The following is a 22,987-nucleotide window of genomic DNA, read 5'->3' as shown; positions in this document are numbered from 1 at the left end:
ATAAACGTACATCCCAGTACGATTTCAGGAGGCGCCATGCGTGTCAGAACCCAGGCCAAGCGCCAGGCCATTGTCGACATCGCCGGGTCGATGTTTCTTCGCCACGGCTATGCCCAGGTATCGATGGCGGCGGTGGCAGCAGAAGTCGGCGGATCCAAGGGAACGCTCTACGGCTACTTCCCCAGCAAGGCGGATCTGTTTGCCGCTTTTGTCGTCCAAGTGGGTGAAGATGCCTTTGCCCCTTTGATGGACGCCATCGACAAGGAGCAGGATGCGGCAAATACGCTGAAGGCGCTCGGAATGAACTATCTGAGGCTACTGCTACGCCCCAAGATCATCGCAATCACCCGTCTGGTGGTATCGGAAGCAGGCAGGGCCACCGATCTCAGCGCGATTTACTTCGACATCGGTCCGCGCCGGGTGCTGGACCGCTTCATACAGATTTTCGAAACAATGAAAATATCAGGTAAACTTGTGCCACCCGATAGCGCGCAGGCCGCACAGGAATTCAAGGCGCTGTGCGAGGCCGGTCTTTATGAACCTGTGCTGCTTGGTGTAGCCGGTATTCCGAGCGAAGGCGACATGGAGGCCAATGTCGCAGCCACGGTCGATATTATGTGCACGAGGTATGGACCGACAAAATCCCGGCGGCGACCGAAAGCACCGGCAAAACAGCCATCGACCACCGGTGTGACACGCAGGAAACCGGCACCGGAGGATGATCCGTTATCCGAAAAAGCTCACCACGAGCAACCCTATAGATTATGAGCCATATCATGCACTTGACTTGTTTTCAGGGGGAATATCAGGCGTCATTTTCAATGACTCCTGATATAACTCCCCTCAAAATCAATCCGTCAAACTGCGAACGCCAGAGGCTGTGCCGACCGGGGTTGCGATCAATTGCATGAATTTCGTGAAATCGACCGTTGGATGACGCGACGCATAGATGACATCGCGGCTCTTGATCGGGAAACTCTGGCCGACAATCAGGCTATCGGGTGAACGCATGTTGAACCGGTAGACGATCGGGTATCGGCCATCCTTGCTCGCCACCATGCCCTTGGACTGCAATTCGTGGAACCGCTTGGCACCCAGAATATCCATGACGATTTCCGGCTCCTCATAACGAAACACGAAATAGCCTTCCGCATCCACCTTGCTGTCGGAACCGCCGCCGCCAAGCGCAATGGCTTCAAGGAGGTTCAGATCATTGGCGCCGAAGGGTACACGCCCATTCTTCTCGACTTCACCCAGAATGGTGAAGGTGCGCGGATCGTGGGTGACATAGATCTGGTCGCGCGGCTCGACATAAATGTTTTCACGCGGATTTTCGATCAGCGACTTCAAAAGCACGCTGGCGGATTTGGTGCCGCGTACCAGGGTTACGTAGGATTCGTAGGGTTCGCTGGAAGCCCCGCCAGCCCGTGCGATCACCTCGGTGAGCTTGTCTCCGGCCAGCGTCAGCTCCACATTCGAAGGCTTGCCGACGGAGCCGGAAACCGTGACGGAACGCGAGGCGGTGCCCGCTGCCGTGACAAGGACATCAGGCTCAACCGCTTTATTGACCAGTTTGGCCAGAATAGCCTTGCGTGCTTCTTCCTGGGTCTTGCCGGCAAGAACGATTTGTCCGACATAAGGAATGGTGCCGGTTCCGTCCGGCTGGATCACCACATCGATGGTTGTCTGCTTGGACTGGCTCGTCGAAAATAGCCCGTCCGATCCCGCTTCGAAAATGCTGATCTTCAACTGATCGCCAATGCCGATGACCACGCGACCAGCTCGTCCGCCTATGCCAAAACGGCGGCTGAACATAGAATTGGAAAAACCGGAAACTGTACGGGCCGTCCTCTGATCGACATCCACAACATCGAAAACCGATGCATTGGGCCTGTTTAGCTCCTGCCTTGACTTACCTGCCTGGCTCTCGATCTGCGAGGAAAGCGGCCCTGAGGCCGGTAGAGTATCGCATGCTGCAAGACCCGCAGTAACAAAAACTGCGACAACCTTTTTCAACGGGTAACTCTCCACTCGCACAACTCCTTGGCGCTTCCACAGTGCGACTGCCATCGCAGACGGTGGGCGCAACAAACTACTAGCGACCTTCTACGGTCGTTTCAAGATACCCTCTCTACGCTGACACTATTCAAACAATCTTAACGAATTCTCACCCATCGGCTTTCAACAGGAAATGCATGACAAAGATTGTTCCGTAAAGACGCAGACGGCATAGCAAGGTAAACTTTCCCCGGCCTGATCCTGGCCGCGCAGCGACCCCAGCGACATCAACGCTGTTGGAAAGTGTCGGAACGGCCCGGCAGTTCCCCCTCGATCAAAGGCCGCAGCGGGATCAACTGAGCGGCAATGAAATCCATGAACACACGAATACGGGGCGAATGCCGCAGGTCCTGATGAGTCAACAGCCAAAGGCTGGCGGAATAATCGGCAATGGTCGGCGAAAGCCGAACCAGGGCGGGGCGTACGTCGCCGATGAAACAGGGAATATGGCCGATGCCGATGCCTGCCTCAACCGCGTCGGCCAATGCCAGCACAGAATTGGCGCGGTAGCGCAGCTGTTTTGGCGCCAGCTGCTGCTTGGCCGCCTTGACCACTTTCAACCCCGCCATGTCTTCACCTAGGCAAACCCAATTGGCGGTATTGAGTTCTGCCGGCGTAGGGGCGGATGCGGCGGCAAAATCCTGGCCGCGACCATAGAGTGCCCAGGCGATCAGGCCGATGCGCCGCCCGACAAGCGTGTCCGGCGGATTGTCCGTGGCACGAATGGCAATATCCGCATCCCGCCGCGAAAGGTTCAAAGCATTATTGCCGATCACCACATCCAGCTGAATGTCCGGATAGACCTGCTGGAACCGGGCAAACAAGGGCGTCAGCAAATAGACCAGCAGACTGTCTGCCGTTGTCACCCGGATTTCACCTGCCGGCGCAATCTCCCGGCCTTGCAGGCGGCGTTCCAGCTGGGCGACCTCCGCCTCGATCCGCTCGGCAGTGCGCACCGCTTCTTCCCCGGTCGGCGTCAGTGCGTAGCCGGAGCGCCTGCGCTCAAACAGCGGCACACCCAGCGCCTCTTCCAGGGCGCCCAGCCTGCGGAAAACCGTGGAATGATCAATCCCCAGCGCCGCAGCTGCCCCAGCCATGCCCAATGCCTGGGCGATAGCCTTGACGAGCCGCAGATCGTCCCAGGCCAAGGATTTTGCTGCCCGCATGATAAGCCTCCGCGTTTATTTCCAGAATGCATTCTGGTTTCTTACAGCGCAAAGTCAAGTTTGCATGAATGCAAGCAAAACCAGCTGCAATCCGAACGCCAAGCGCCTATCTCTTGGTCATCGAAAGCGCCGCATCATTGCCGACATCGGGAACCGAAGTCCAATCCTGCACCCGCTTTCACGGCCCAGAGAACCGAAACGCGGCAATCCAAGCCGCCCGGCTCAATGCTGACCAAGCAAAGGAGAGTTCACATGGCACACGGCATTCATCACGTCACAGCTATTGCTGGCCCAGCGCGCCGCAATCTCGATTTCTACACCCGAGTTCTCGGCCAGCGCTTCGTCAAGAAGACAGTAAATTTCGACGATCCCGGCACCTATCACTTCTATTTCGGCGATGAGGCAGGCAATCCGGGCACGATCATGACCTTCTTCCCCTGGGAACACGCCGCACCGGGCCGCCTCGGCATCGGTGAAACCCAGGAAACCGGTTACCGGGTTCCCAAATCCTCCCTGGGGTTCTGGACGCACCGTTTTATCGAACAGGGCGTCGTGCATGAAAAGCTCGAACAGCGCTTTGGCCAGACAGTCCTGCCCTTCAAGGATCCAGATGGGATGCGACTTGCCCTGGTCGGCGTTGAAGACATCGAACACGAAGCAGCCTGGGCTGCGCCGGGCATTCCTGCGGAGCACGCGCTGCGGGGATTTCACGGGGTGACGCTGCTGCTGGACAAGATTGACGCAACGGCTGCTGTCCTGACCGATGTGTTCGGCTTTGAGCAGCAGGCCAAGGAAGGCTATGTCACCCGGTATCATGTGCCTGGCACGGAGATCGGTGGGGTAGTGGATCTGCGCGAAGCCGGTGAATTTCTGCCCGCCCGGCCAGGTGCCGGCTCGGTCCATCACGTTGCCTTCAGAGCAAAAGACGATGCCGAACAGGCGGAAATGGCCGAAAAACTGCGCAAGAATCACCGCTTGCAGACAACGGAACAGAAAGACCGGGACTATTTCCGCTCGATCTATTTCCGTTCTCCTGGTGGCGTGTTGTTCGAAATCGCCACGCTCGACCCCGGCTTTGCCGTCGATGAACCGGCAGAAAGCCTGGGTCAGGCCTTGAAGCTGCCCAAGGGCCTTGAAGGCTTCCGGGGCCGGATTGAGGGCATGTTGCCGGATATCAGCCCCCTTGGCGAGACCAAGCAGGCTTAGTCAGAATGCTACAAAATGCGGCGCGCTTGCGAAACGCGCCGCCAAAAACAATGTCGCAACGCGCTGGCTTTGCTGCATAATTTCGTCGAGGCCAAGTTCCTTATTTTGCAGTAGGCAGCACAGGAGAGATCCGACATGACCCATTCCCCCATCTCGTCGTTTGTCCATCAGTTTGTTCCGGCAACGGTGCCAAACCTTTCGCCCTTGCTTTTGCTGCATGGAACAGGCGGCAACGAAAATGATCTCTTGTCGCTTGGCGCTGCCCTTTCACCGGGTGCGGCTCTCCTATCACCCCGTGGACAAGTCCTGGAACACGGCATGCCACGCTTCTTCAGACGGTTGGCGGAAGGTGTGTTCGATGAAGATGACCTGCGGGTGCGGGCAGCGGATCTGGCCGGCTTCATAAAGGAGGCCCGTGCGGCTCATAACCTGGCAGCCCCTGTCGCCGTCGGTTTCTCCAATGGCGCCAATATTGCCGTGGCTCTGCTGTTGCTGCATCGCCAGACCTTAGCCGGTGCCGTTCTGTTGCGGGCCATGGCCCCGCTTCAATCGCCGCCGGTGGTGCATGACACTGCCGATGGCGTGCCAGTTCTCATCCTATCTGGAGCGATGGATCCAATCGTTCCCGCAGACAATGCAGAACGATTGGTCGGCTCGCTTCAAGCTGTGGGCCATACGGTCAACCACGAAATCCTGCCGTCGGGGCATAATCTTACACAACTCGATCTATCGATCAGCAAGCAGTTCCTCGACACGAATTTCGCCCCGGCAGCTAGCACCTGATATGCCAGGTGTTTTGGGCTATGGGTGAAATACGGCCTCTCCGTCCAAAGTCGTTTACAGCTGACTGGCGCGTTTGGTTGCGGGCTTTGCCTTGACGGCTGTCTGCATTTTTTCTGCCTCCAAGGCATGCCTTAATTCGCGCAGCCGCAAGGTCTTTTCCTTCTGCCGCTCGAGGGCAGCGAGATGTTCATCCATCGCCTGCTGCCCTTCCTGCTGCTTCACCAGTTTTTCCTGGGCACGAACAGCGCGGCGCTCAACCAGATCCTCATCTTGATCAGTCAATGTAAAATCCCTTTGCTTAGAGTTTGACGTAGCCGTTAGCAGAAGACATTGGACCCCCGTCAGGTTCAGCTGTTCTACGGTCAATGGAAATCCGCCGCGGTCAAAAGATACATGTTGTTGCCGCCTTTTTTTCCATAGGCTTTTCTCGCAACATCCAGAATAGACCCGCGAAGATTGTCGAATGCGGCAAGGAAGTCGTGCTCTCCGACAATGACCTTGGCCATCGCCTTGGATATCGCATCAAGTTCTACGAAAAACCGGATTTCAAACATGCCGTCGTAACCAAGAAACCGGATGCGGTGTCCCTTCTCATCGAAACTGCGGCTACTATTCGGGAAGGTTAAAGCCATCGCATTATTCTCGCTCGCATGTTTCAAAGAAAAGAGGTCATTATCGGATTCCTGAAGTGAAAAAAGGCACCTAAGGTTCCACGACTGCATGCATTTCTCAAATCGAACGCCTAGAAACTTCGCGATCAAATTTCAGTAGCCATGCCCAATCGTCACAACAGTCTTTCACCGCCATCTGCCGGCTTGCTACGCTTCTGCCGTTTTTCGGTTTTTGCCGGCTCGGGCTGCTGCTCAGGCGCGGTCTCATTTGAAATGGCCTTTACGGCTGGCGTTTTTGCCGGTGCGGCATCATCGGTAATAGTGGTGAAGCGAATCATGGCTTAATCCTTCGAATGAACGGCTTGAGCAAAGGGATACGGTCAGGAAATCGACTGTCGATTATGACTGTGGCTGCACGATTGCCTAAATCCAACTTGATTCAGGACCATTATGCAGCATCTTTAAAGCGTTACGGCGTCTTGTGTGCTTTGGCAAAACACGGGTGGCGACTTCTAAAATCCACGCCTGCAAAAGAAAGCACAGCGCAAAGACAGAACCCTGCAAGCAAGGCAGCCGATCATTCATATATGATGCAGTAGCGCTTCTTTTACAACGGCTACAGCGCCGTTGTTTTTTAGATATTGCGGGCGCTCGAGGTTCCATCACCATAATACCGCACGACACTTGAGCGTGTCACCGGAATGGCGCGGCGCTGAACAAGCTTGCCCAGCATGAAATAAAGCAGGAATGAGCCGATCTGATAGGCGAAGATAATATCGATTTCCACGAAAGCCCGCTCGACCAACAGCATGGCGAGGCCGAACAGCACGCCGGCCTCTGGATCTCGGGCATTGACAAGCAGACGTTTGAGATTGCCGATCAATGCGACGACCAACATCGCAACCAGCAGAACGAGGCCGATAATCCCCGTCTCAACGGCGGTTTCGATGAAGGTATTGTGAAAATGAAATCCGGCTCGGGTTGGAATATAAAACTCATCCCATAGCCGCTCCGCCTCGGAAAAGCCCTGAACCCAATAGGCCTGGTAACCGACGCCAAAAATCGGATTTGCCAGGGCTGCCGCTATGCCCTGCTGCCAAAGATAGGTTCGCCCCGTCAGGGTCGAATCCTTTCCGAACGCTCCCAGGATCAAATCGACGCCACCAGCATAAACGAACGCAGCCGCGCCAAGCCCGCCAAGCACGACGCCAGCCACTACCAGCACAATACGATGGCGCGGCGACAGAAGAATAACCGCTCTCAAGACCAGGGACGCACCGACCACCGCCATGACGGTAATGACCGATGTGGCCGATTCAGATGCAAACAGACAGTAAGCTGATAGCAAAGCCAGCCCAGCGGGCGGCAGCATCCATATGCTGCGTTCTTTCAGGATAATGATCGCAGCGAACGAAAAATACACGCCGAGGGAGGCATAGAAACCCAGCTGGTTCTTGGACGAGAAAGCACCCACAAAGCTGAAGGATCCGTCCAGTGGATCGAGGAAATAAGAGCCGAACAGCAGCGAATAGACCAGCACGATTCCTGTGCCGATCATGGATCCCCTCAGAAAGGAACGGATTCCCACCACACGCATGGCAATCAACGCACAGACGATATGCGAGAAATATTGCAACGAGGCCCTGACTGTCACCGGTGGCGCCGCCGACCAGAAGATCGATAGAATCGTCAGAATGCTGAAGGCAAAAATCGGAAGATACAGGCCATAGTTGCCGAGCACACGCCGGTAATTTACAGCAATCAGCGGCAGCCAGACCCCGTAATAGGCCAGAATGGAAATCTGCCCGAAACGGGCAGAATAGGCAAAAACGAAATAGGAAAGCGCAATCGCCGTGACGGCATAGAGGCCATTGCGTTCCGGGTCGATCAGATGCGATTTGGCGATCCGCATCGACCGTTACCGCATGGCTGGCTGAGACAGCTTTACCGTAACCTTGATCACATCGCCGGGCGTCACCGAGGTATTTTCGTCGACAGCGATTTCGGTGGGCTTCCCATCCTTTTCGCGGACGATAGAATAAGCGACATTGGCTTCGCCATCGGCAGTCTTGGCACTGGCGCTTTCCGAAGATTGCAGCAGGGATTCGGCCATCAGGCCACGGCTGGTGGAAAGCTTCAACGCAATCTGGTCCAGCTCAGCTTCGGTATCCTGCAATTCCTGGGCAAGCTGTGCATCCCAATCGTTGCGCGTCGTGGTCTCGTCCTGCTGGGCCTTGTTCAGATCCTGCTTGGCCTTCAGCGTGTTGGTATCGATATCCAGAAGTGCCGACTGCAAATCCGACACCTGCTGCTCGACCGCCAAACGACGCGAACTCAGCGCCAGGCCCTGCTCGCTCAAGCTATTGACCTTGTCGCGGTCTTCCTGAACCATCGTCAACTGACGGGTCTGGGTTTCTGACTTCTTGCCAAGAGCCTCGATTTCAGCCGCAAGCAAAGTCTTAAGGTCGGCAAGGGATGACAACTGAACCTTGAGCTTGGCGGTTTGGGAATTCATCAAGGCCGCTTCCGACTCAACCAGCTGGTTGATGTCGGGAATGGATTTCAATTCCTCGGGAATTTCTATCGTCTCTTTTTCATTCATTTCCGCAAGAACGCGCACACGACGGACCAACAAACGGTTGCGTTGGGAGACCAAAACGGCGCCATCCCCCTGTGCCTGAAGGAAATCACGCGCAAAACGCTGGCCGGCATCGGCGCGCTTCAAGCCGCCTGCGACACTGAGCGCCTTCAACACAGTCATACCCGGTGCATAGGGATATTCACCAGGCGACTGAACTGCACCAGCCATGTAGACGGGGCGATACTCGGAAATTTCAACCGATGCGGACGGTCGATCACTGAGACCGAACAATTGTTGCATCTTTTTGCCGATCTCGTCGGCGACGTCGGCTGTGGTCTTACCAGAGGCTGGCAATTCGCCAATGAAGGGTAGAGACACCTGGCCCGCAGCGCCGACAGAGTAGTCACCACTGACGGCCGCCCAGTCCCGCACGGCGCCCTCAGCCGTCTGCCATTCCGCCACCCGAACGCGGATCTTGTCCATTACACCCAAACGATAGTCATCTGCCAATGCCAATCCCGGCACAGCCAAGGACAGGCAAAGCGCGATTGCTGCAACGTTCAAGGTCGTAATGCGCGTGGATGACCGAAATCCTCCAGCAAATCCGTAAGCCTTCATGGCAAATCCTATGCGTATTCAATAAAAATGCGGCTGGTCTAAACATCATTTCGGGCAGCAGCCTTCTGGCTCCGCCCTTATGACATTCTTTAGATTTTAGTAGCTGCCGCGAGACAGGCACACAGCCGGAACGGTACGGACCATGATGAGGACATCTCTGGCAAGCGACCATGTCTTAACATATTGCGTGTCCATAGCCACCCGCGTTTCATAGGAAACATCGTTGCGACCGCTCACCTGCCAGAGACCGGTCAGGCCAGGGCGGGTTTGCAGATAAAATGCAGCGGCACTATCGTACATTTCCAGCTCGTCCTCGACCACAGGCCGGGGTCCGACGATGCTCATCTCACCCTTGATGATGTTGAACAGCTGGGGCAGCTCGTCCAGGCTGAGCTTACGCAGTACGGAACCGATCGCCGTGACGCGGGGATCGTTTTGCAGCTTACGGGTGGCACGCCATTCTTCATAGGCTTCTGGATTGGCCCGCAGGTAATCCTGCAAAACCTTGTCGCCATTCTGCACCATGGTGCGAAACTTCATGCAATGAAATTGCTGGCCGTTATGTCCGATACGGCGATGACCGTAAAACACACTGCCGCCATCGGTAAACTTCACCATGGCTGCAATCATCAAGAACATCGGGCTGAACATAATCAGCGCCATGGTGGCGATGAAAATATCAAACCCTCTCTTTGCAAGACCACCAACCGGCTGGGTACCGGATGCGGCGGTCGTAAAAAACGGCGAACTGGCCGATCTTGTCGCGGACTTCATAGAGGTAACTCCATTTACGTGGGCGATTGGTCGGGTCCCGGCGGGACGCGTCCGTGGTCATTGATCCCTAGTGTGTGGTGATAATTTGTCCTTCGCAATACCCTTTGCAGAAAACCTTCCAGAGGATGGAATGATAGCAATTAGAATATGTGTCTTTCCTGCACTACATTTTAAGTATTTAATGTCCCGTTGTGACACTTAGGTTTCCATTTTTGGATATTTTGCAATGAAAATCCTTTAACCTTCCCGCAAATGGAATGTTTTTTACTTATAATATAAATGCGGACTCCTGGAAGTTTCATAAATTCGTCATGTGAAATGAAGGAAAGAGGGTCAGGTTGATGTCCCCCGACATGGATATTGCATTGCATCATTATGGTGCGACGCATATAGGTTTAAAACAATATCCTAATATTGTAACAATTCGTGATTGAATTGGGTAAAGATTTAATGAATTCAGAAAGGCGAAATATAGGTTTTCAGCCCGATCGCCGCCTCTCCGTCGACAATGCATTCCCTATTCCAACACGCAATGACCTTTATCGAAGTGCCGTCGCAAGCCAAGGAAATAGTTAGTAATTCCCTAAAGCGGCCAGAAAAATTGACTGATTTTTGTAACGGTCCTGCAAGCCATTTGCTCTATCATAATGACAAGATCGCAGCCAAAGGCCCGTAAAAACATGAAGATTGAAAGAATGAGGCAAGGTGCCTATATTCAATTTGCCTCTGAGGAGAAGGCAATGGCTATGATCTCAAGATCAATGTACCGGGGGGAGGCTCTAAATTATGCATGCGCCTAAGGTCTTCTTTAGCATGATTGGTGCACTGCTGGTGTTTGCAGTTGCGACTTATTTCCTGTCAGGCTCGCTTGCTGGCACGCTCATTAAAACAGTTTTGGCCGCCGTTCTTTTGCAGGTTGGTTACTTCTGTGCTGTCGCTTATCTTGTTTTCCAGGAATCAAAGCGCCGCACGCAGGCGATGGGGACCAGCGACGCGACAGCCAGCAATGGCGCGATCCGCGCGCTTGGCGAGACGGGTCAAACCGCATTGCGCAACAACTAACCGGTCTTCTTTTCGCCTGGCCGCGTTTCAGCCAAAATCAAATGGCAAAGATTGCGCGAAAGCCGTTGACACGGCTCACTTCGCCAAGCATTTGTGTTTGAAAGCCGCGTTTGGCTTGGAAAACGGTTGATTTGGAGCAAGGCGATTAGAACCCCGGAAGACATCCACTGCCTTTCCGGTTCCTGCCATAATGTAGGGGAAATTTTGCTTCGTCATCTGTTCTTATCAGAAACGCGCTACCTGCGCGTCAGATTAGAGTACGGGGGACCGTAATGACGATGAATTCCACCGTATGCGTTATTATTGCCGCCAAAAACGCCAGCGCCACTGTGGCACGGGCGGTGCGTTCTGCCTTGGCGGAAGCAGAAACGCATGAAGTGGTCGTTGTCGATGATGGATCTGTGGATGGAACTGGTGCAGAAGCACTATCCGCCGATGACAACAGCGGTCGCTTGAAAATTATCCGTTTCGACCATAATCGCGGCCCAGCCGCCGCGCGCAACTGCGCCATTGAAGCATCGACGGCACCTTTGCTGGCTATTCTCGATGCAGATGATTTTTTCCTGCCAGGACGCTTCACCCAGATGATGGCTGAAGACCAGTGGGATTTTATCGCCGACAATATCGTTTTTGTAAAAGAGGAATGCGTTTCCCAGGTCAGTACCGGCGTCAAACGTTTCCGGCGTCAGGCCCGCCTTTTGGTGCTTGAGGATTTCATTGCCGGAAATATTTCCCAAAGAGGCGCGCAACGCGGGGAAATCGGCTTCCTAAAGCCAGTCATGCGGCGCGATTTTCTCGATCGCCATGGCTTGCGGTATAATGAAAAGCTCCGCCTTGGTGAAGATTATGATCTTTACGCGCGCGCACTTGTCGCTGGCGCACGCTACAAAATCATTCATAGCTGCGGCTATGGCGCCGTTGTTCGCCATGATTCGCTCAGCGGCAAACATCGCACCGAAGATCTCAAGCGGCTTTACGAAGCCGACCGCTCCATTCTTGCCAATCCAAACCTGACGCAGGAACAGAGGTCACTGTTGACCCAACATGAAAAGCACATCCGCGACCGCTACGAGTTGCGCCATTTCCTCGATTTAAAGAATAATCAGGGTGCATTTTCAGCTATCGCCTATGCCGCGAGCCATCCTATGGCCATACCGGCCATCATCGGCGGGATTGCAGCAGATAAGAGAGATGCGCTGATGGGCAAAAGCCAACGCCCTCAATCCTCCCAGTCTTCGGGGACTCTGCGCTATCTTTTGCCTGTCATCGCGGATGCCGATCAAAGATAGAGTTTTCCAGGAAAAACATGCACCTACAGCGCTGTAACAAGTCATCTATGATGCGTTACGGCACCGCATAAATGAAAAGTCTGCCCGGCTCAGAGTAAACCGGACAGACTTTCATACACCTGCATGATCAGGAGACCGCGGCGATCCCGTAATCACGACGGACGCCCTCAATAACCTCCAGGAACCGTGCTTTGTGCTCTTCCAAAACTGAATCTCGGCTCAGTTGCGGTTCTGCTTGACTTGCCTTCCATAGATTAAGCATGGCTGGCCCTGCCAGGATCTGCTTGACGACGGTGCGCAATCCAGTTTGCTTCGGACCGCGTGCTTGTTCCAGAACCGCTGCATCCACAGCCAGATCATTCGGATTTTCTGGGGCTGGCTGGTGGTTTTTAAAGCTCATCCCCCAAAAGCTTTCACCCTTTATCTGCGCTTCAGCGCGGCTGGACAGTGGGACGCGCAGGGGTTTGTAAGTCACACCAAGAGTAGAAGCCCAATCGTTCCATTTGAAACTATTGATAGAAGCTGAGGTGCTGACCGCGACCCATGGAACGCGTAGAGCATCAGCAATGATCGCGCCATGCATCGATTCGGCGATAATCACCTCGGATTGCAGGATCTGACGAATAACCGCCTTTGCCTCGCCGCAGGGATCGATATAGGTGAGACCCACTTTGGGTACAATTGATGCCCAAACGCCCGCTACCGCCGATTCCCAGTGAGGAACGAAACTCTTTTTGTAGAGTTTTGGCAGCTTCTGGAATTCAGGCATGTCGGCCAGCATAACAGCCGGATCGATCACACCTTTTTCCGGCGGCAGACCAAGCGCCTTGGCAGTCAAAGGACCGCGCACGGACCTTATATCCCATTCTTCCGGTCGGCTCATATCCGGCAGGCTTCCATAGCCAAAGCCGCTGCCGATCACCAGCTTATGCTGACCTTCCGGCAAAAGAGCGCGATTGAGAACAGTTCCGACGCCGACAAGCAACGTTTTCGGATGCACATCCCGAAAACCTGGCATGAGAAAATCCCATAACCAAAGGTTCAGGTCGTCACCAAAATTTCCATGGGCGGATTCCCAATAGTAAGGCTGCATGAATGTTCCTTTACGGGGCGAGGCAGACGCCCGATGAGAATGCATGATCGCTGCATTTCAAGATACTTTTATATCAGCGGGAAAATTTACCAACCGCAAGGGCCAAAGCACTTTGCACGATGGCAGGATCCCGTCTCATCCATCGCAATAGCACGCCGAATTGCGGTAGCTTACGGCGTTTTACCATGCCCATCTGACCCCAGAGGGCATTTTTACGAGCGGTCTGCTTATAGTGCTGAATAAAGCTCAAGGCTTCAGGTTTATTGGAAAATCGCCGTTCAAGCGTATCAAGCGCCACCCAGGTATTCAACTGCTGCTGGAGAAAGGCGGGAGAACTTGAATCAATACTGTGGAAAATATTGATTCCTTCACCGCGTTCAGCTCCGGCGGCATCGCACAGAATGACGCGCTTGGCTGCCAGCACACAATCACAGAAGAACAGCACATCTTCAGCAGCCAGCCGAAGCTCGGCTTCAAACCGGATTTTCTCAAACAGCGGGCGACCGATCACCATGCAGGACAGATGCAGGAAACTCCAGTTCTTCAGCATCACCACTGGCATTTCCGGCAGTTCGAGCACCAGTGGCGCCTCCTGAAGCTGCACGGTTTTTTCGGTCTTCTTCAGCTCGGCAACGCTGAAATGATAGTAGAAATCATCTCCGCCGTGGATTGACGCCCAATAGCAATCCGCACCGAATCGGGTCATGGCCTCATAGGCATTTTTCAGGTGGTCCGGCGCCCATTCATCGTCGGAATCCAGGAAGGCGGCGAAATCGCAATCGGCGGCAATTGCGTCGAGCCCGGTATTGCGGGCGCCGCCGGGACCACCGTTCTGCTGCTTGATCACCCGAATACGGGCACGATGTGCCGGCTCCAGCGGCTGCAATTCCAAATCGATGGAATAGGGTGACTGGTCATCGACCACAATAATGTCGAAGTCCTGGAATGTCTGGGAAAAAATCGAGCCCAGCGCCCGTCTTAAAATTCCGGCTTCCTTCTGATAGAAGGGAATAATCACCGTCAGCTTCGCCATCTTTTTGCCCTGTCGTTTCTCAAGAAAGAGGTTCAGTTGCCTGTTATGTACCCTTGCGCTATCAGACTATGGTGCCTTGCACCATATTCCATGATGCAATCAGGTTCGCCATAGCGCTTGTGTTGTTTGCCACCCTGAAAGCAAAAACTCTCCATAACCATACAATTTTGGCGCTTTCCCACAAGCTTTTCGACCTGTAACCGCTCTTTCGCCCCCAGACCCAAGGATGTTTACCCATGCCGCCAACCGTCAATGCGAAATCCGTAACCCGGAATGTCGGCTGGAGCGTCCTTTCCAAGACAGGCACTTTCGGGCTTAAATTTGTCACGGTCCCGATCCTGGCGCGCATTCTCACTCCCGATCAATTCGGTGCTGTCGCCGTTGCGCTAACCGTAGTGCAATTCCTGGCGATGATCGGCGGTGCGGGTTTCGGTGCAGCTTTGGTCATCCAGGAAAAGGAAGAGCCGGAGACGATCCATTCTGTTTTCTGGGCGAATTTGATCATTTCCTGCCTGATGGCAACCCTCCTTTACGTGTTTGCCGAACCGATTTCGGCCATGCTGGGGGCGGTCGAGGCCGCGCCGCTGGTGCGCATCATGGCGGTGCTCATTCCGCTGCAACTCACCGGAGACGTTGCCTATGCTCTCCTGGCCCGGCGCATGCAGTTCAGCCAGGACGCGCTGTGGAGCATGATTTCCGAATCAGCCGGCGCACTGATTGCGGTCGGCATGGCCTTGATGGGTTATGGGGTGATGGCGCTGGTGGCGCAATTGTTTTCCTCCTCCATCATCCGGCTTTGCGGGCTCTATTATGTATCCGGTTATGTCCCGGGCTTTGCCTTCAAGCCGCGTCGTATCCTGGCGCTCGGTCGCTTCAGCCTCGGAATGATGGGCTCGGAAATCGCCAATTTCATCACCTTTCAGTCTCCGATGGTGGTGATTTCCCGCTATCTCGGCCTGTCGGATGCTGGCGCTTATTCCGCCGCCAACCGGTTTTCCAGCATTCCCAACCAGGTCGTCCTATCCGCTGTCATGGGCGTGCTGTTTCCCGCCTTCAGCACCATGATGCACGATCGGGACCGCCGCTCTCAGGCGCTGATGTTGAGCACCCAGGTGACGACCGTGCTGCTGGCGCCGATGATGTTCGGCATGTGGGCATTGGCCGAACCGGCCATGCTGGTGCTGTTTGGACCGCAATGGGCCTGGGCCTGGCCGGTTCTCGGTCTGCTCGCCTTGTCCAAGGGCATCCTCACGCCTTGCAGCACGTTTATTCCCTATCTAAAGGGCGTGGGGCACGGCGGTACGCTGTTCTGGTGGGCCGTCATCCGGGCAATCGTCACCACCGTTGCCGTGGCGGTTGCCGCAGCTTTCGGAAACCTGGTCGATGCCATGGTGGCGCTGTGCGTCGTCAATGTCGTCGTGCTCTTCGGCTATTCCTGGGTGGTGTTCCGCGCCGACCAGATGCCCTTCCTCAAGGGCATGTTTATTTCCACACGGCCGATGGTCACCGCTCTGATCATGGCTGGCATGGTTCGCGCCCTTCTGCATTTTTATGGGTATCTGGTCCCCAATCCCGTACTGCAAGTATTGATTGGCGGATTGATAGGAGGCACAATCTACGGTGTATTCGTTGTTCTGACGGAGGCCGAATTGTTGAGAAAACTGAAAACCATGGTGCGCAACCGCAGATCCGCGGCCCCCGCACCTGCAGAATAATGTAAGCCATGCAAACCGCTCTGCGCCGCCTCATTATCGAGCCATTCTGCCCTCATCCGGGAAAACCGATGGTATAGGCGGTGCAATTCCTTAGCTTTTTTCGAGCTCTGGACAAAAAAATATTCGCACACGCGAATAGACATATAGCAATAAGCACATAAATTTAAGCCGCTGAATTTTCAAGATTTTATCAAAAAAATCCTACTATTATCCCGCCAATCCAACCCGAGCTCACTGGGCGAACTGCAAAAAATTGAAGATCAAGAGGTAAATTTTTTGCTGCACTGCCACATTTTTACAGGCACATTCCCATAATGTGAAGGTGCTGGCCCATACTGTGATGGGCCTTAGGGTGATGGGGACGATAGAGGATATTGAAGACAGGAGTACCGAATATCGTGAAGATCGACCAGGAACTGTCCGCGCGGATTCATATGGCGCGGTTGATGCTGATCGTCGGCATTGTCTTCGTACATGTCCCTTTCGATCCGCAGTCGAACGCCTATCTGGGCCAATACGGCGCCTTTGATTGGCTGCGCGCCTTTCTCGGCGATATGCTGTTTCGCATTGGCGTTCCCTGCCTCAGTGCGATTTCCGGCCTGCTGATGTTTCGCCGAGGCCTTGACGGTTTCGATTACAAGAAAGTGCTTCGCTCGAAAAGTTCGAGCGTTTTGCTGCCTTTCCTGCTCTGGAACAGCATCGTTTTCCTGTATGTGCTGACAACGCAATCCATGGGCTATGGCGAAGGATATTTCCCAAGTGTTCTCACCGCATCCTATCGGGAACTCGTTACCCTGGCGCTGGCAACGGAAGATTGGCCGATCAATCTGCCACTCTATTTCCTGCGCGACCTGCTACTCTGCTTTCTTCTATCGCCGCTGATTGGCTTCCTGGTGAAACGCCAACCCGCACTGACGCTTGGAGTTCTGTTGCTTTATGTCGTCCTACCGGTGCCCAATATGATCTTCCTGAAAAAATCGATCATTCTCGGGTTTTCGGCTGGTGCGGCGATTGCGATACACAATGTCGATATCCGCAAGCTCGACCGTTATGCCTTGCCGATTGTGGCAGCCGTGCTGGTCTCGGCCATGGCGGTCTTCGTCTGCATATATCAAGCCGGCTTTAACGAGCACCCACTCTGGCTTGATGTGATATATGGTCTGATCACAGTGATTGGCGGCCTGGGAGCCTGGGAAATGACCCGGCTGCTCAAGAATACGCGCCTTGGCAAAACACTGGTCGCCGCACCCGGCGGGCTTAGTTTCTGGATCTTCTGCGCGCATTATCCGATCTTGATGACCGCATGGATGATCTGGCAAAAATTCGATATAGGGCCTTACCCCCTCTTTTACGTCCTTGCACTACCCGTCACCTTCTGCCTGCTGCTTGCCTCCCATTTCCTGGCGATCCGGCTGACGCCGGGATTTTACGGGGTCATGACCGGCCAGCGCAATGCAAGCGGCAGAGACAAGAACAAGAACGTGGCAGCCGGGCGGGCGCTTGCCTTCAGCAAAGGAGACTGACATGAACCACCCCTCGCTTTTCCGAGGTCTGTTTTCTCGCCTACTCTGCGCCTCTGCTTTCGGTGCGACGGTTTTGATAACCCTATCCACAGCACATGCCCAGCAACCCGTCGAAGGCCAATCCTTTGTCGATACATTTGACAAACTGGATTTAAAACGCTGGTATATTTCCGACGGCTGGAATAACGGACCGCATCAGAACTGCACGTGGACCAAGAAGAACGTGAAAATCAAGGATGGCCATCTGGAATTGACATTTGACGACAAGCCGCTGGGCGAGCGTCAGTATTCCTGCGCCGAAATCCAGACCAAGCAGCGCTTCAGCTATGGCACCTATGAGGCGCGCCTGAAAACCGCCGATGCGTCCGGGCTGAATTCGGCTTTTTTCACCTTTATCGGCCCGCGCGACAAAACTCCCCATGACGAGATCGACTTCGAGATCCTTGGCAAGAACCTCAACGAGGTTCAGGTCAACCAGTATATCTCGGCCAAGGGTGGCAATGAAAAAATGGCTGCCGTCGATAACGGCGCCAACAAGGGCTTCAACGATTATGCCTTTGTCTGGGAAAAGGACAGGCTGCGCTACTATGTCAACGGCAAGCTGGTTCAGGACGTGACCGATCCGGCCAAATTGCCCAGCCACAGCCAGAAGATCTTCTTCAGTCTTTGGGGTACGGATACATTGAAGGACTGGATGGGGTCGTTTTCCTATTCCGGACCGCAGACCATGACCGTAGAGCGACTGGCATTCACGGCGCTGGGCGACAAGTGCCAGTTCCCGGAATCGGTCGCTTGTACGCTGAATTGACACCAAGCAATGTGAGAGCGGCCTTACGTTAATAGGGACGCTACCTTGCCAGACTGCTGCATCATGGCTTGATCCGGGTAAGGTTCAAGAAAAGCATGCCGCACAACTGAAACACGACAGGGGGCGAGGTATGCCATGGGTGGCTTACCTTTCCATGAAGACGCAATTTAGCGCGGTAAACCGGATCCTCACTGGCGAGGGTTTCCCCGCAATTGCACAAAGGGGGCCAATGACCATACGTGTGCTATACCTTGCGCATGACCTTGCCGATCCTGCCATTCGCCGCAGGGTGATGATGTTACGTGCCGGTGGCGCGGACGTGATGCTGGCTGGCTTTCGCCGCGATGAAAACAAATTGGCCGCGGTGGAAGGGGTTCAACCGATCGAGCTTGGAATAACCGCCGATGGCCGCTTTGCTCACCGCGCAGCAACGGTGTTAAAAGCCAGCTTGTCAGCCGCTGCCAAACTTGGCCATCTGCCCCGCCCGGATGTGATCATTGCCCGCAATCTCGAAATGCTGGCCATAGGCCGTCGCGCTCGCCATATTTTCGGTGCAGCCGTGCCGATGGTCTATGAATGTCTCGACATCCACAGGCTGATGCTGCGCAATGATCCGCTCGGCAAATCGCTGCGCGGTCTGGAAGCGCGGCTCGGTCGCCAGGCAAGCCTGTTGATCACCAGCTCTCCGGCCTTTGTCGAACAGTATTTTCAGCCGCTTTCGGGTCTCGATCTGCCGACCATGCTGCTCGAAAACCAAGTGCTCGACCTGTCCGGGCAAGACGCACCGCTGGCGCTGACACCGCGGGTTCCGGCTCCCGGCCAGCCTTGGCGCATTGGTTGGTTCGGCGCCCTACGCTGTTCGAAATCCCTTAAACTGCTCGGTGAATTCACCCGGTCGATGCAGGGTTCGGCAGTTGTTGAGATGCGTGGACGTCCAGCTCATATCGAGTTTGAGAATTTCGACGCTCAGGTCGCACGTGAACCGCATGTCAATTTTCATGGACCCTACAAAAATCCCGAGGACCTGGCAGGCATCTACCAGCAGGTTCAATTTGTCTGGGCCATCGATTTCTACGAGGAAGGCCAGAATTCAAGCTGGCTTTTGCCGAACCGGCTCTATGAAGGATGCCGCTATGGCACCGTTCCCATCGCCCTGAAGGGAACTGAGACAGCACGCTACCTGGCCCGCAAGGGCATTGGCTTTGAATTGCAGGATGCAAGCGTCTCCTCCCTCGTTTCACTGTTTGAAACCATGACTGCCGAGCGTTACCAGTCCGCCTTCGATGCGGTTGCCGCCCAGGATCCACACAGCTTCACGCTCACCAGAGCCGATTGCGAGACATTGGTGCGCCGACTTGCAGCGCTTCCCGCAGATCCCTTGGCCTCCCGCTCGCTCAATTCAAACGCCCTGAAGGCGCCGATCCTTTCAACCAAGCCAACCCTTTCGAACAAGGTAGACGTTCATGATGGCTGACAAGCTGAAATCCGTAAGATGCCTGATCGTCATCCCCTGCCTCAACGAAGAAAAGCATATCGAGGGCGTCATCGCCAATCTGGCCAAGGCGCTTGACGATCTGAACGCTGAAATCGTCGTCGCCGATGGCGGCAGCCGCGATCAGACCCAGGCGATCGTCTCGCGCATTTCCGCTGCGAATTCCAAGGTCAGGCTGATCGACAATCCGAAGAAGATCCAGAGCGCCGCCGTCAACTTGACCGTTGCCCAATTCGGCGGTGATTACGATTATATCATTCGCATCGATGCCCACGGCACTTATCCAGACGATTATTGCCAGACACTGGTGACAGAGGCCCTGGAAACCGGGGCCGATTCCGTCGTTGTCGGCATGTTGACGGTTGGCTTCGGAACGTTCCAGAAGGCAACGGCCCTGGCTCAGAATTCCAAGCTCGGCAACGGTGGCTCCAAGCATCGCACAGGCGCTCAAAGTCACTGGACAGATCATGGCCATCACGCCCTGATCCGCATTGCCGCCTATAAAGCGATTGGCGGCTATGACGAATCCTTCCGTCATAACGAAGACGCGGAATTCGACTACCGACTGAATAAATCCGGCTTTCGTGTCTGGATGACCGCCAATACCAGCATGGTCTATTATCCACGCTCCAGCCCCTTGCCGCTCTACCGGCAATATTTTGGCTATGGCCGCGGCCGCGCCCAGAATTTCCTGAAACATCGCTCCCGTCCAAGCCTGCGTCAGCTCATTCCGCTGGCCGTGGCTCCGGTTGCCGTTTTCGCATTGCTGTGTGTGTTCAGCTGGCTCGCACTCATCCCGCTTCTCGTCTGGGCGCTGGCCTGCCTTGGCTACGGCGTCTGGCTCGCCATCGGCGAGCGCCAACCACTTGGGCCGCTGGCCGCCCTCTCGGCAATGATCATGCATTTTGCCTGGTCGGCCGGTTTCTGGCGGGAAATACTGGATTTTCGCAATCGTAAAACCTATCCGCTGCCGCCCAGCCAAGAGGTTGCATCATGAATGCCGCCCATCCCATCCGCATCGATATCGGCATTTGCACGTTCCGCCGGCCGGAGCTTGAGACAGCTCTCTTGTCGCTCGCCATGATCGACGTTCCCACCGGGGTTTCCCTGCGCATCATCGTTGCCGACAATGACCAGACGCCCAGTGCTGCATCCTTGGTCGATAGCCTGCGCCCGCGCCTCCCCTGCGGGCTGATTTACGTCCATTGCCCGGCTGGCAATATATCCATCGCCCGCAATGCCTGCCTGGATGCCAGCGATGCCGATTACCTTGCCTTTATCGACGATGACGAGACCGCAACCGAAAGCTGGCTGAACGAATTGCTGACGGTCGCCCGCCAGACCGGTGCCGATGCCGTACTTGGTCCCGTCAAGGCGAGCTATAGTGACAACGCGCCGGAATGGATGCGCAAAGGCGATTTTCACTCGACATTCCCGGTCTTTGTCGGCGGTGAAATCCGCACCGGCTATACCTGCAACGTGCTTCTCGATCTGCGTTCACCACGCCTTACCGAGCGCCGTTTCAACCTGGCGCTGGGCAAGACCGGCGGTGAGGATACCGAGTATTTCACCTATATATACCGCAATGGCGGCAGGATCGCCTATGCCGAGAACGCCCTTCTCCATGAACCCGTGACCCCATCGCGCAGCCGGTTCGACTGGTTGGCCAAGCGCCGCTACCGCATGGGCCAGACCCATGGCCGGCTGGTGGCTGAAGGCAAGGGAACCCTGACGAAACTCAAGGCAATCCTGATGGCTGGAGCAAAGGCCGTTTTCTGCTTTCTCGCCGCACTGGTTTTCGTCTTCATGCCGATCCATCGTCATCGCTATGTCCTGCGCGGCATCCTGCATCTCGGCGCCGTCTCCGGCATTCTCGGCTTTCGTGAAATCCACCAATACGGATCGCTGGAGACTGCCAAGCCATGATCGCCTGGACACCCGACGTCACGGTGGTGATTGCCGCCTATAATACCGGTGAAACCATCGAGCGCGCCATTGAAAGCGCGCTGTCGCAGGTTAATGTCACAGTCGAAGTTGTTGTTGTCGACGATTGCTCATCCGACGATACCCGTGAACGAGTCGCAGCACTCACCGATCCCCGCGTTCGCTTGATCGCATTGGAGCGCAATAAAGGCCCGGGCGGTGCCAGGAATGCGGCAATAGACGCCGCCCGTGGTCGCTGGATCGCCGTGCTGGATTCAGACGATACATTCAAACCGATGCGGCTGTTTCGAATGATCGAGCGCGCCGAGGACGAAAAGGCCCAGGTCGTCGTCGATAATCTCGACGTGATCGACATGAATGGCACCTGCCGGACGATGTTTCTGGAAGACGCGCTAGCGCATATCGGCCAAATCGACCTGGCGCGGTTTATCGGCTCCAACATCCTGTTCCGATCCGAACATAATTTCGGCTATATGAAGCCTGTGTTCCTGCGCAGTTTCCTGAATGACAAAGGCCTGCGTTTCGACGAGAGCCTCAGGATCGGCGAGGATTACTTGCTGCTGGCTTCGGCCTTGGCCGAGAATGCCCTCTGCACAATAGAGCCGACGGCGGGTTACCTCTATTATATCAGGGAGGGTTCGATCTCTCGGGTGCTTCGCCTCCATCATGTCGATGCAATGATGGCCGCCGATGCCGGTTTCATCTCACGCTATCCGCTGAAAGGGGCAGCCCTTGCGGCCCAGACGGCTCGAACTCGCAGCCTGAAGGAAGCACGCGCTTTCATAAATCTGATCGATAGTCTCAAGGCACGATCGGTGTCGGGTGTTATCAAGACCGCCCTTGCCAATCCCTTGGCGCTGCGCCATCTGAAAATGCCAATCTCCGTTCGTCTCCGGCGACTGATAAAGAGCCTGCAGAAAGACCGGACATCAACAGCCGCTACGTCTTCTGCCGATCCGCCAATCAAGGGCTAACCTGCTACTTTAAAGAGAATTGACATGGATCTTTGCACGCCAAGACCAAAATTAATGAAGCCCTTGTCCCAACCCGGAGCAATCTTGACCTGCGCTGTTTACTCTTTTTTAAAGGAATTGGTTCCGTCGCATGAATGCCGTATTCAGGCGGACCAAGACGTCCTATAGTGCAAAGTCCTTAAGTCCGAAATCGATTTAAGGCGACAACGATGCTTGACTATAAAGTGCCTGGGTCTGCTTTGTTCGTCATGGATGAC

At 55.0% G+C, this 22,987-nt stretch carries 22 protein-coding genes; 12 read left to right on the top strand and 10 right to left on the bottom strand.

All coding sequences use genetic code 11. The features are described 5' to 3' along the window. Positions 1–36: 36 nt before the first annotated feature. Positions 37–768: a TetR/AcrR family transcriptional regulator gene (locus IEI95_RS28485; RefSeq protein WP_156535716.1), complete on the top strand. Its 732-nt coding sequence runs from the start codon at positions 37–39 to the stop codon at positions 766–768. An 81-nt stretch (positions 769–849) separates the two neighbouring features. Here IEI95_RS28485 and IEI95_RS28480 read toward each other — a convergent pair whose 3' ends face one another. Both IEI95_RS28480 and IEI95_RS28475 read right to left on the bottom strand, forming a co-directional pair. Continuing rightward, positions 850–2,016, bottom strand: coding sequence for a polysaccharide biosynthesis/export family protein (locus IEI95_RS28480; protein ID WP_180573742.1), 1,167 nt, complete (start codon positions 2,014–2,016; stop codon positions 850–852). 269 nt (positions 2,017–2,285) lie between these two features. Continuing rightward, positions 2,286–3,224: a LysR family transcriptional regulator gene (locus IEI95_RS28475; protein ID WP_156535714.1), complete on the bottom strand. Its 939-nt coding sequence runs from the start codon at positions 3,222–3,224 to the stop codon at positions 2,286–2,288. A gap of 252 nt (positions 3,225–3,476) precedes the next feature. On the opposite strand from IEI95_RS28475, the gene IEI95_RS28470 reads away from it, so the two are divergent. Continuing rightward, positions 3,477–4,430: a ring-cleaving dioxygenase gene (locus IEI95_RS28470; RefSeq protein WP_156535713.1), complete on the top strand. Its 954-nt coding sequence runs from the start codon at positions 3,477–3,479 to the stop codon at positions 4,428–4,430. A 135-nt stretch (positions 4,431–4,565) separates the two neighbouring features. After that, on the top strand, positions 4,566–5,213 hold the full coding sequence (locus IEI95_RS28465) for an alpha/beta hydrolase (RefSeq protein WP_156535712.1): 648 nt from the start codon (positions 4,566–4,568) through the stop codon (positions 5,211–5,213). A gap of 54 nt (positions 5,214–5,267) precedes the next feature. Here the strand turns inward: IEI95_RS28465 and IEI95_RS28460 are convergent, their stop codons facing one another. The 6 genes from IEI95_RS28460 to IEI95_RS28435 all read right to left on the bottom strand — a co-directional run bounded on the left by IEI95_RS28460 (position 5,268) and on the right by IEI95_RS28435 (position 9,797). Next, complete coding sequence (locus IEI95_RS28460) at positions 5,268–5,495, bottom strand: hypothetical protein (protein ID WP_156535711.1); 228 nt, start codon at positions 5,493–5,495, stop codon at positions 5,268–5,270. An 80-nt stretch (positions 5,496–5,575) separates the two neighbouring features. Further along, positions 5,576–5,845 carry a DUF1488 family protein gene (locus IEI95_RS28455; RefSeq protein WP_041698993.1) on the bottom strand — a complete coding sequence of 90 codons (270 nt, stop codon included), beginning with the start codon at positions 5,843–5,845 and terminating at the stop codon, positions 5,576–5,578. 152 nt (positions 5,846–5,997) lie between these two features. After that, positions 5,998–6,162: a hypothetical protein gene (locus IEI95_RS28450; RefSeq protein ID WP_156535710.1), complete on the bottom strand. Its 165-nt coding sequence runs from the start codon at positions 6,160–6,162 to the stop codon at positions 5,998–6,000. 296 nt (positions 6,163–6,458) lie between these two features. After that, positions 6,459–7,736, bottom strand: a complete 1,278-nt coding sequence (locus tag IEI95_RS28445; protein ID WP_071584720.1) for an O-antigen ligase family protein — start codon at positions 7,734–7,736, stop codon at positions 6,459–6,461. Positions 7,737–7,742: 6 nt separating this feature from the next. Then, complete coding sequence (locus tag IEI95_RS28440) at positions 7,743–9,023, bottom strand: polysaccharide biosynthesis/export family protein (RefSeq protein ID WP_071203327.1); 1,281 nt, start codon at positions 9,021–9,023, stop codon at positions 7,743–7,745. 96 nt (positions 9,024–9,119) lie between these two features. Beyond that, positions 9,120–9,797 carry a sugar transferase gene (locus IEI95_RS28435; protein ID WP_012654211.1) on the bottom strand — a complete coding sequence of 226 codons (678 nt, stop codon included), beginning with the start codon at positions 9,795–9,797 and terminating at the stop codon, positions 9,120–9,122. A gap of 786 nt (positions 9,798–10,583) precedes the next feature. Between IEI95_RS28435 and IEI95_RS28430 the strand changes: the two genes are divergently transcribed. Then, on the top strand, positions 10,584–10,859 hold the full coding sequence (locus IEI95_RS28430) for an exopolysaccharide production repressor protein (protein ID WP_012654210.1): 276 nt from the start codon (positions 10,584–10,586) through the stop codon (positions 10,857–10,859). A 272-nt stretch (positions 10,860–11,131) separates the two neighbouring features. Then, positions 11,132–12,148 (top strand): glycosyltransferase family 2 protein, encoded by a 1,017-nt coding sequence (locus tag IEI95_RS28425; RefSeq protein ID WP_156535709.1) that lies wholly within the window; start codon positions 11,132–11,134, stop codon positions 12,146–12,148. A gap of 127 nt (positions 12,149–12,275) precedes the next feature. Here the strand turns inward: IEI95_RS28425 and IEI95_RS28420 are convergent, their stop codons facing one another. Together IEI95_RS28420 and IEI95_RS28415 are read right to left on the bottom strand one after the other, a co-directional pair. Then, positions 12,276–13,241 carry a polysaccharide pyruvyl transferase family protein gene (locus tag IEI95_RS28420; RefSeq protein ID WP_156538597.1) on the bottom strand — a complete coding sequence of 322 codons (966 nt, stop codon included), beginning with the start codon at positions 13,239–13,241 and terminating at the stop codon, positions 12,276–12,278. Positions 13,242–13,314: 73 nt separating this feature from the next. Further along, positions 13,315–14,274 carry a glycosyltransferase family 2 protein gene (locus IEI95_RS28415; RefSeq protein WP_156535707.1) on the bottom strand — a complete coding sequence of 320 codons (960 nt, stop codon included), beginning with the start codon at positions 14,272–14,274 and terminating at the stop codon, positions 13,315–13,317. Between the two features lie 236 nt (positions 14,275–14,510). Between IEI95_RS28415 and IEI95_RS28410 the strand changes: the two genes are divergently transcribed. The 7 genes from IEI95_RS28410 (at position 14,511) to IEI95_RS28380 (ending at position 22,730) form a co-directional block, all read left to right on the top strand. Beyond that, a complete protein-coding gene (locus IEI95_RS28410; RefSeq protein WP_156535706.1) occupies positions 14,511–15,989 on the top strand; it encodes a lipopolysaccharide biosynthesis protein in 1,479 nt (492 codons plus the stop codon). A gap of 398 nt (positions 15,990–16,387) precedes the next feature. Continuing rightward, positions 16,388–17,512, top strand: a complete 1,125-nt coding sequence (locus tag IEI95_RS28405; RefSeq protein WP_234934279.1) for an acyltransferase family protein — start codon at positions 16,388–16,390, stop codon at positions 17,510–17,512. Position 17,513: 1 nt separating this feature from the next. Then, positions 17,514–18,320, top strand: a complete 807-nt coding sequence (gene exoK, locus IEI95_RS28400; protein WP_156535705.1) for an endo-1,3-1,4-beta-glycanase ExoK — start codon at positions 17,514–17,516, stop codon at positions 18,318–18,320. A gap of 229 nt (positions 18,321–18,549) precedes the next feature. Beyond that, the gene (locus IEI95_RS28395; RefSeq protein ID WP_156535704.1) at positions 18,550–19,794 is read left to right on the top strand and encodes a glycosyltransferase family protein; all 1,245 of its coding nucleotides are present in this window, start codon (positions 18,550–18,552) and stop codon (positions 19,792–19,794) included. Further along, entirely contained in the window at positions 19,784–20,809 is a 1,026-nt protein-coding gene (locus tag IEI95_RS28390; RefSeq protein WP_156535703.1) for a glycosyltransferase family 2 protein, read from the top strand. The genes IEI95_RS28395 and IEI95_RS28390 overlap by 11 nt, the downstream gene beginning before the upstream one ends. Continuing rightward, positions 20,806–21,738 (top strand): glycosyltransferase family 2 protein, encoded by a 933-nt coding sequence (locus IEI95_RS28385; protein WP_156535702.1) that lies wholly within the window; start codon positions 20,806–20,808, stop codon positions 21,736–21,738. The genes IEI95_RS28390 and IEI95_RS28385 overlap by 4 nt, the downstream gene beginning before the upstream one ends. Continuing rightward, positions 21,735–22,730: a glycosyltransferase family 2 protein gene (locus tag IEI95_RS28380; RefSeq protein ID WP_156535701.1), complete on the top strand. Its 996-nt coding sequence runs from the start codon at positions 21,735–21,737 to the stop codon at positions 22,728–22,730. The genes IEI95_RS28385 and IEI95_RS28380 overlap by 4 nt, the downstream gene beginning before the upstream one ends. Positions 22,731–22,987: the final 257 nt, after the last annotated feature.

It is taken from the genome of Agrobacterium vitis, from assembly GCF_014926405.1.
Classification (GTDB): domain Bacteria; phylum Pseudomonadota; class Alphaproteobacteria; order Rhizobiales; family Rhizobiaceae; genus Allorhizobium; species Allorhizobium vitis_H.
This window is presented reverse-complemented; position numbering and strand designations above follow the sequence as displayed.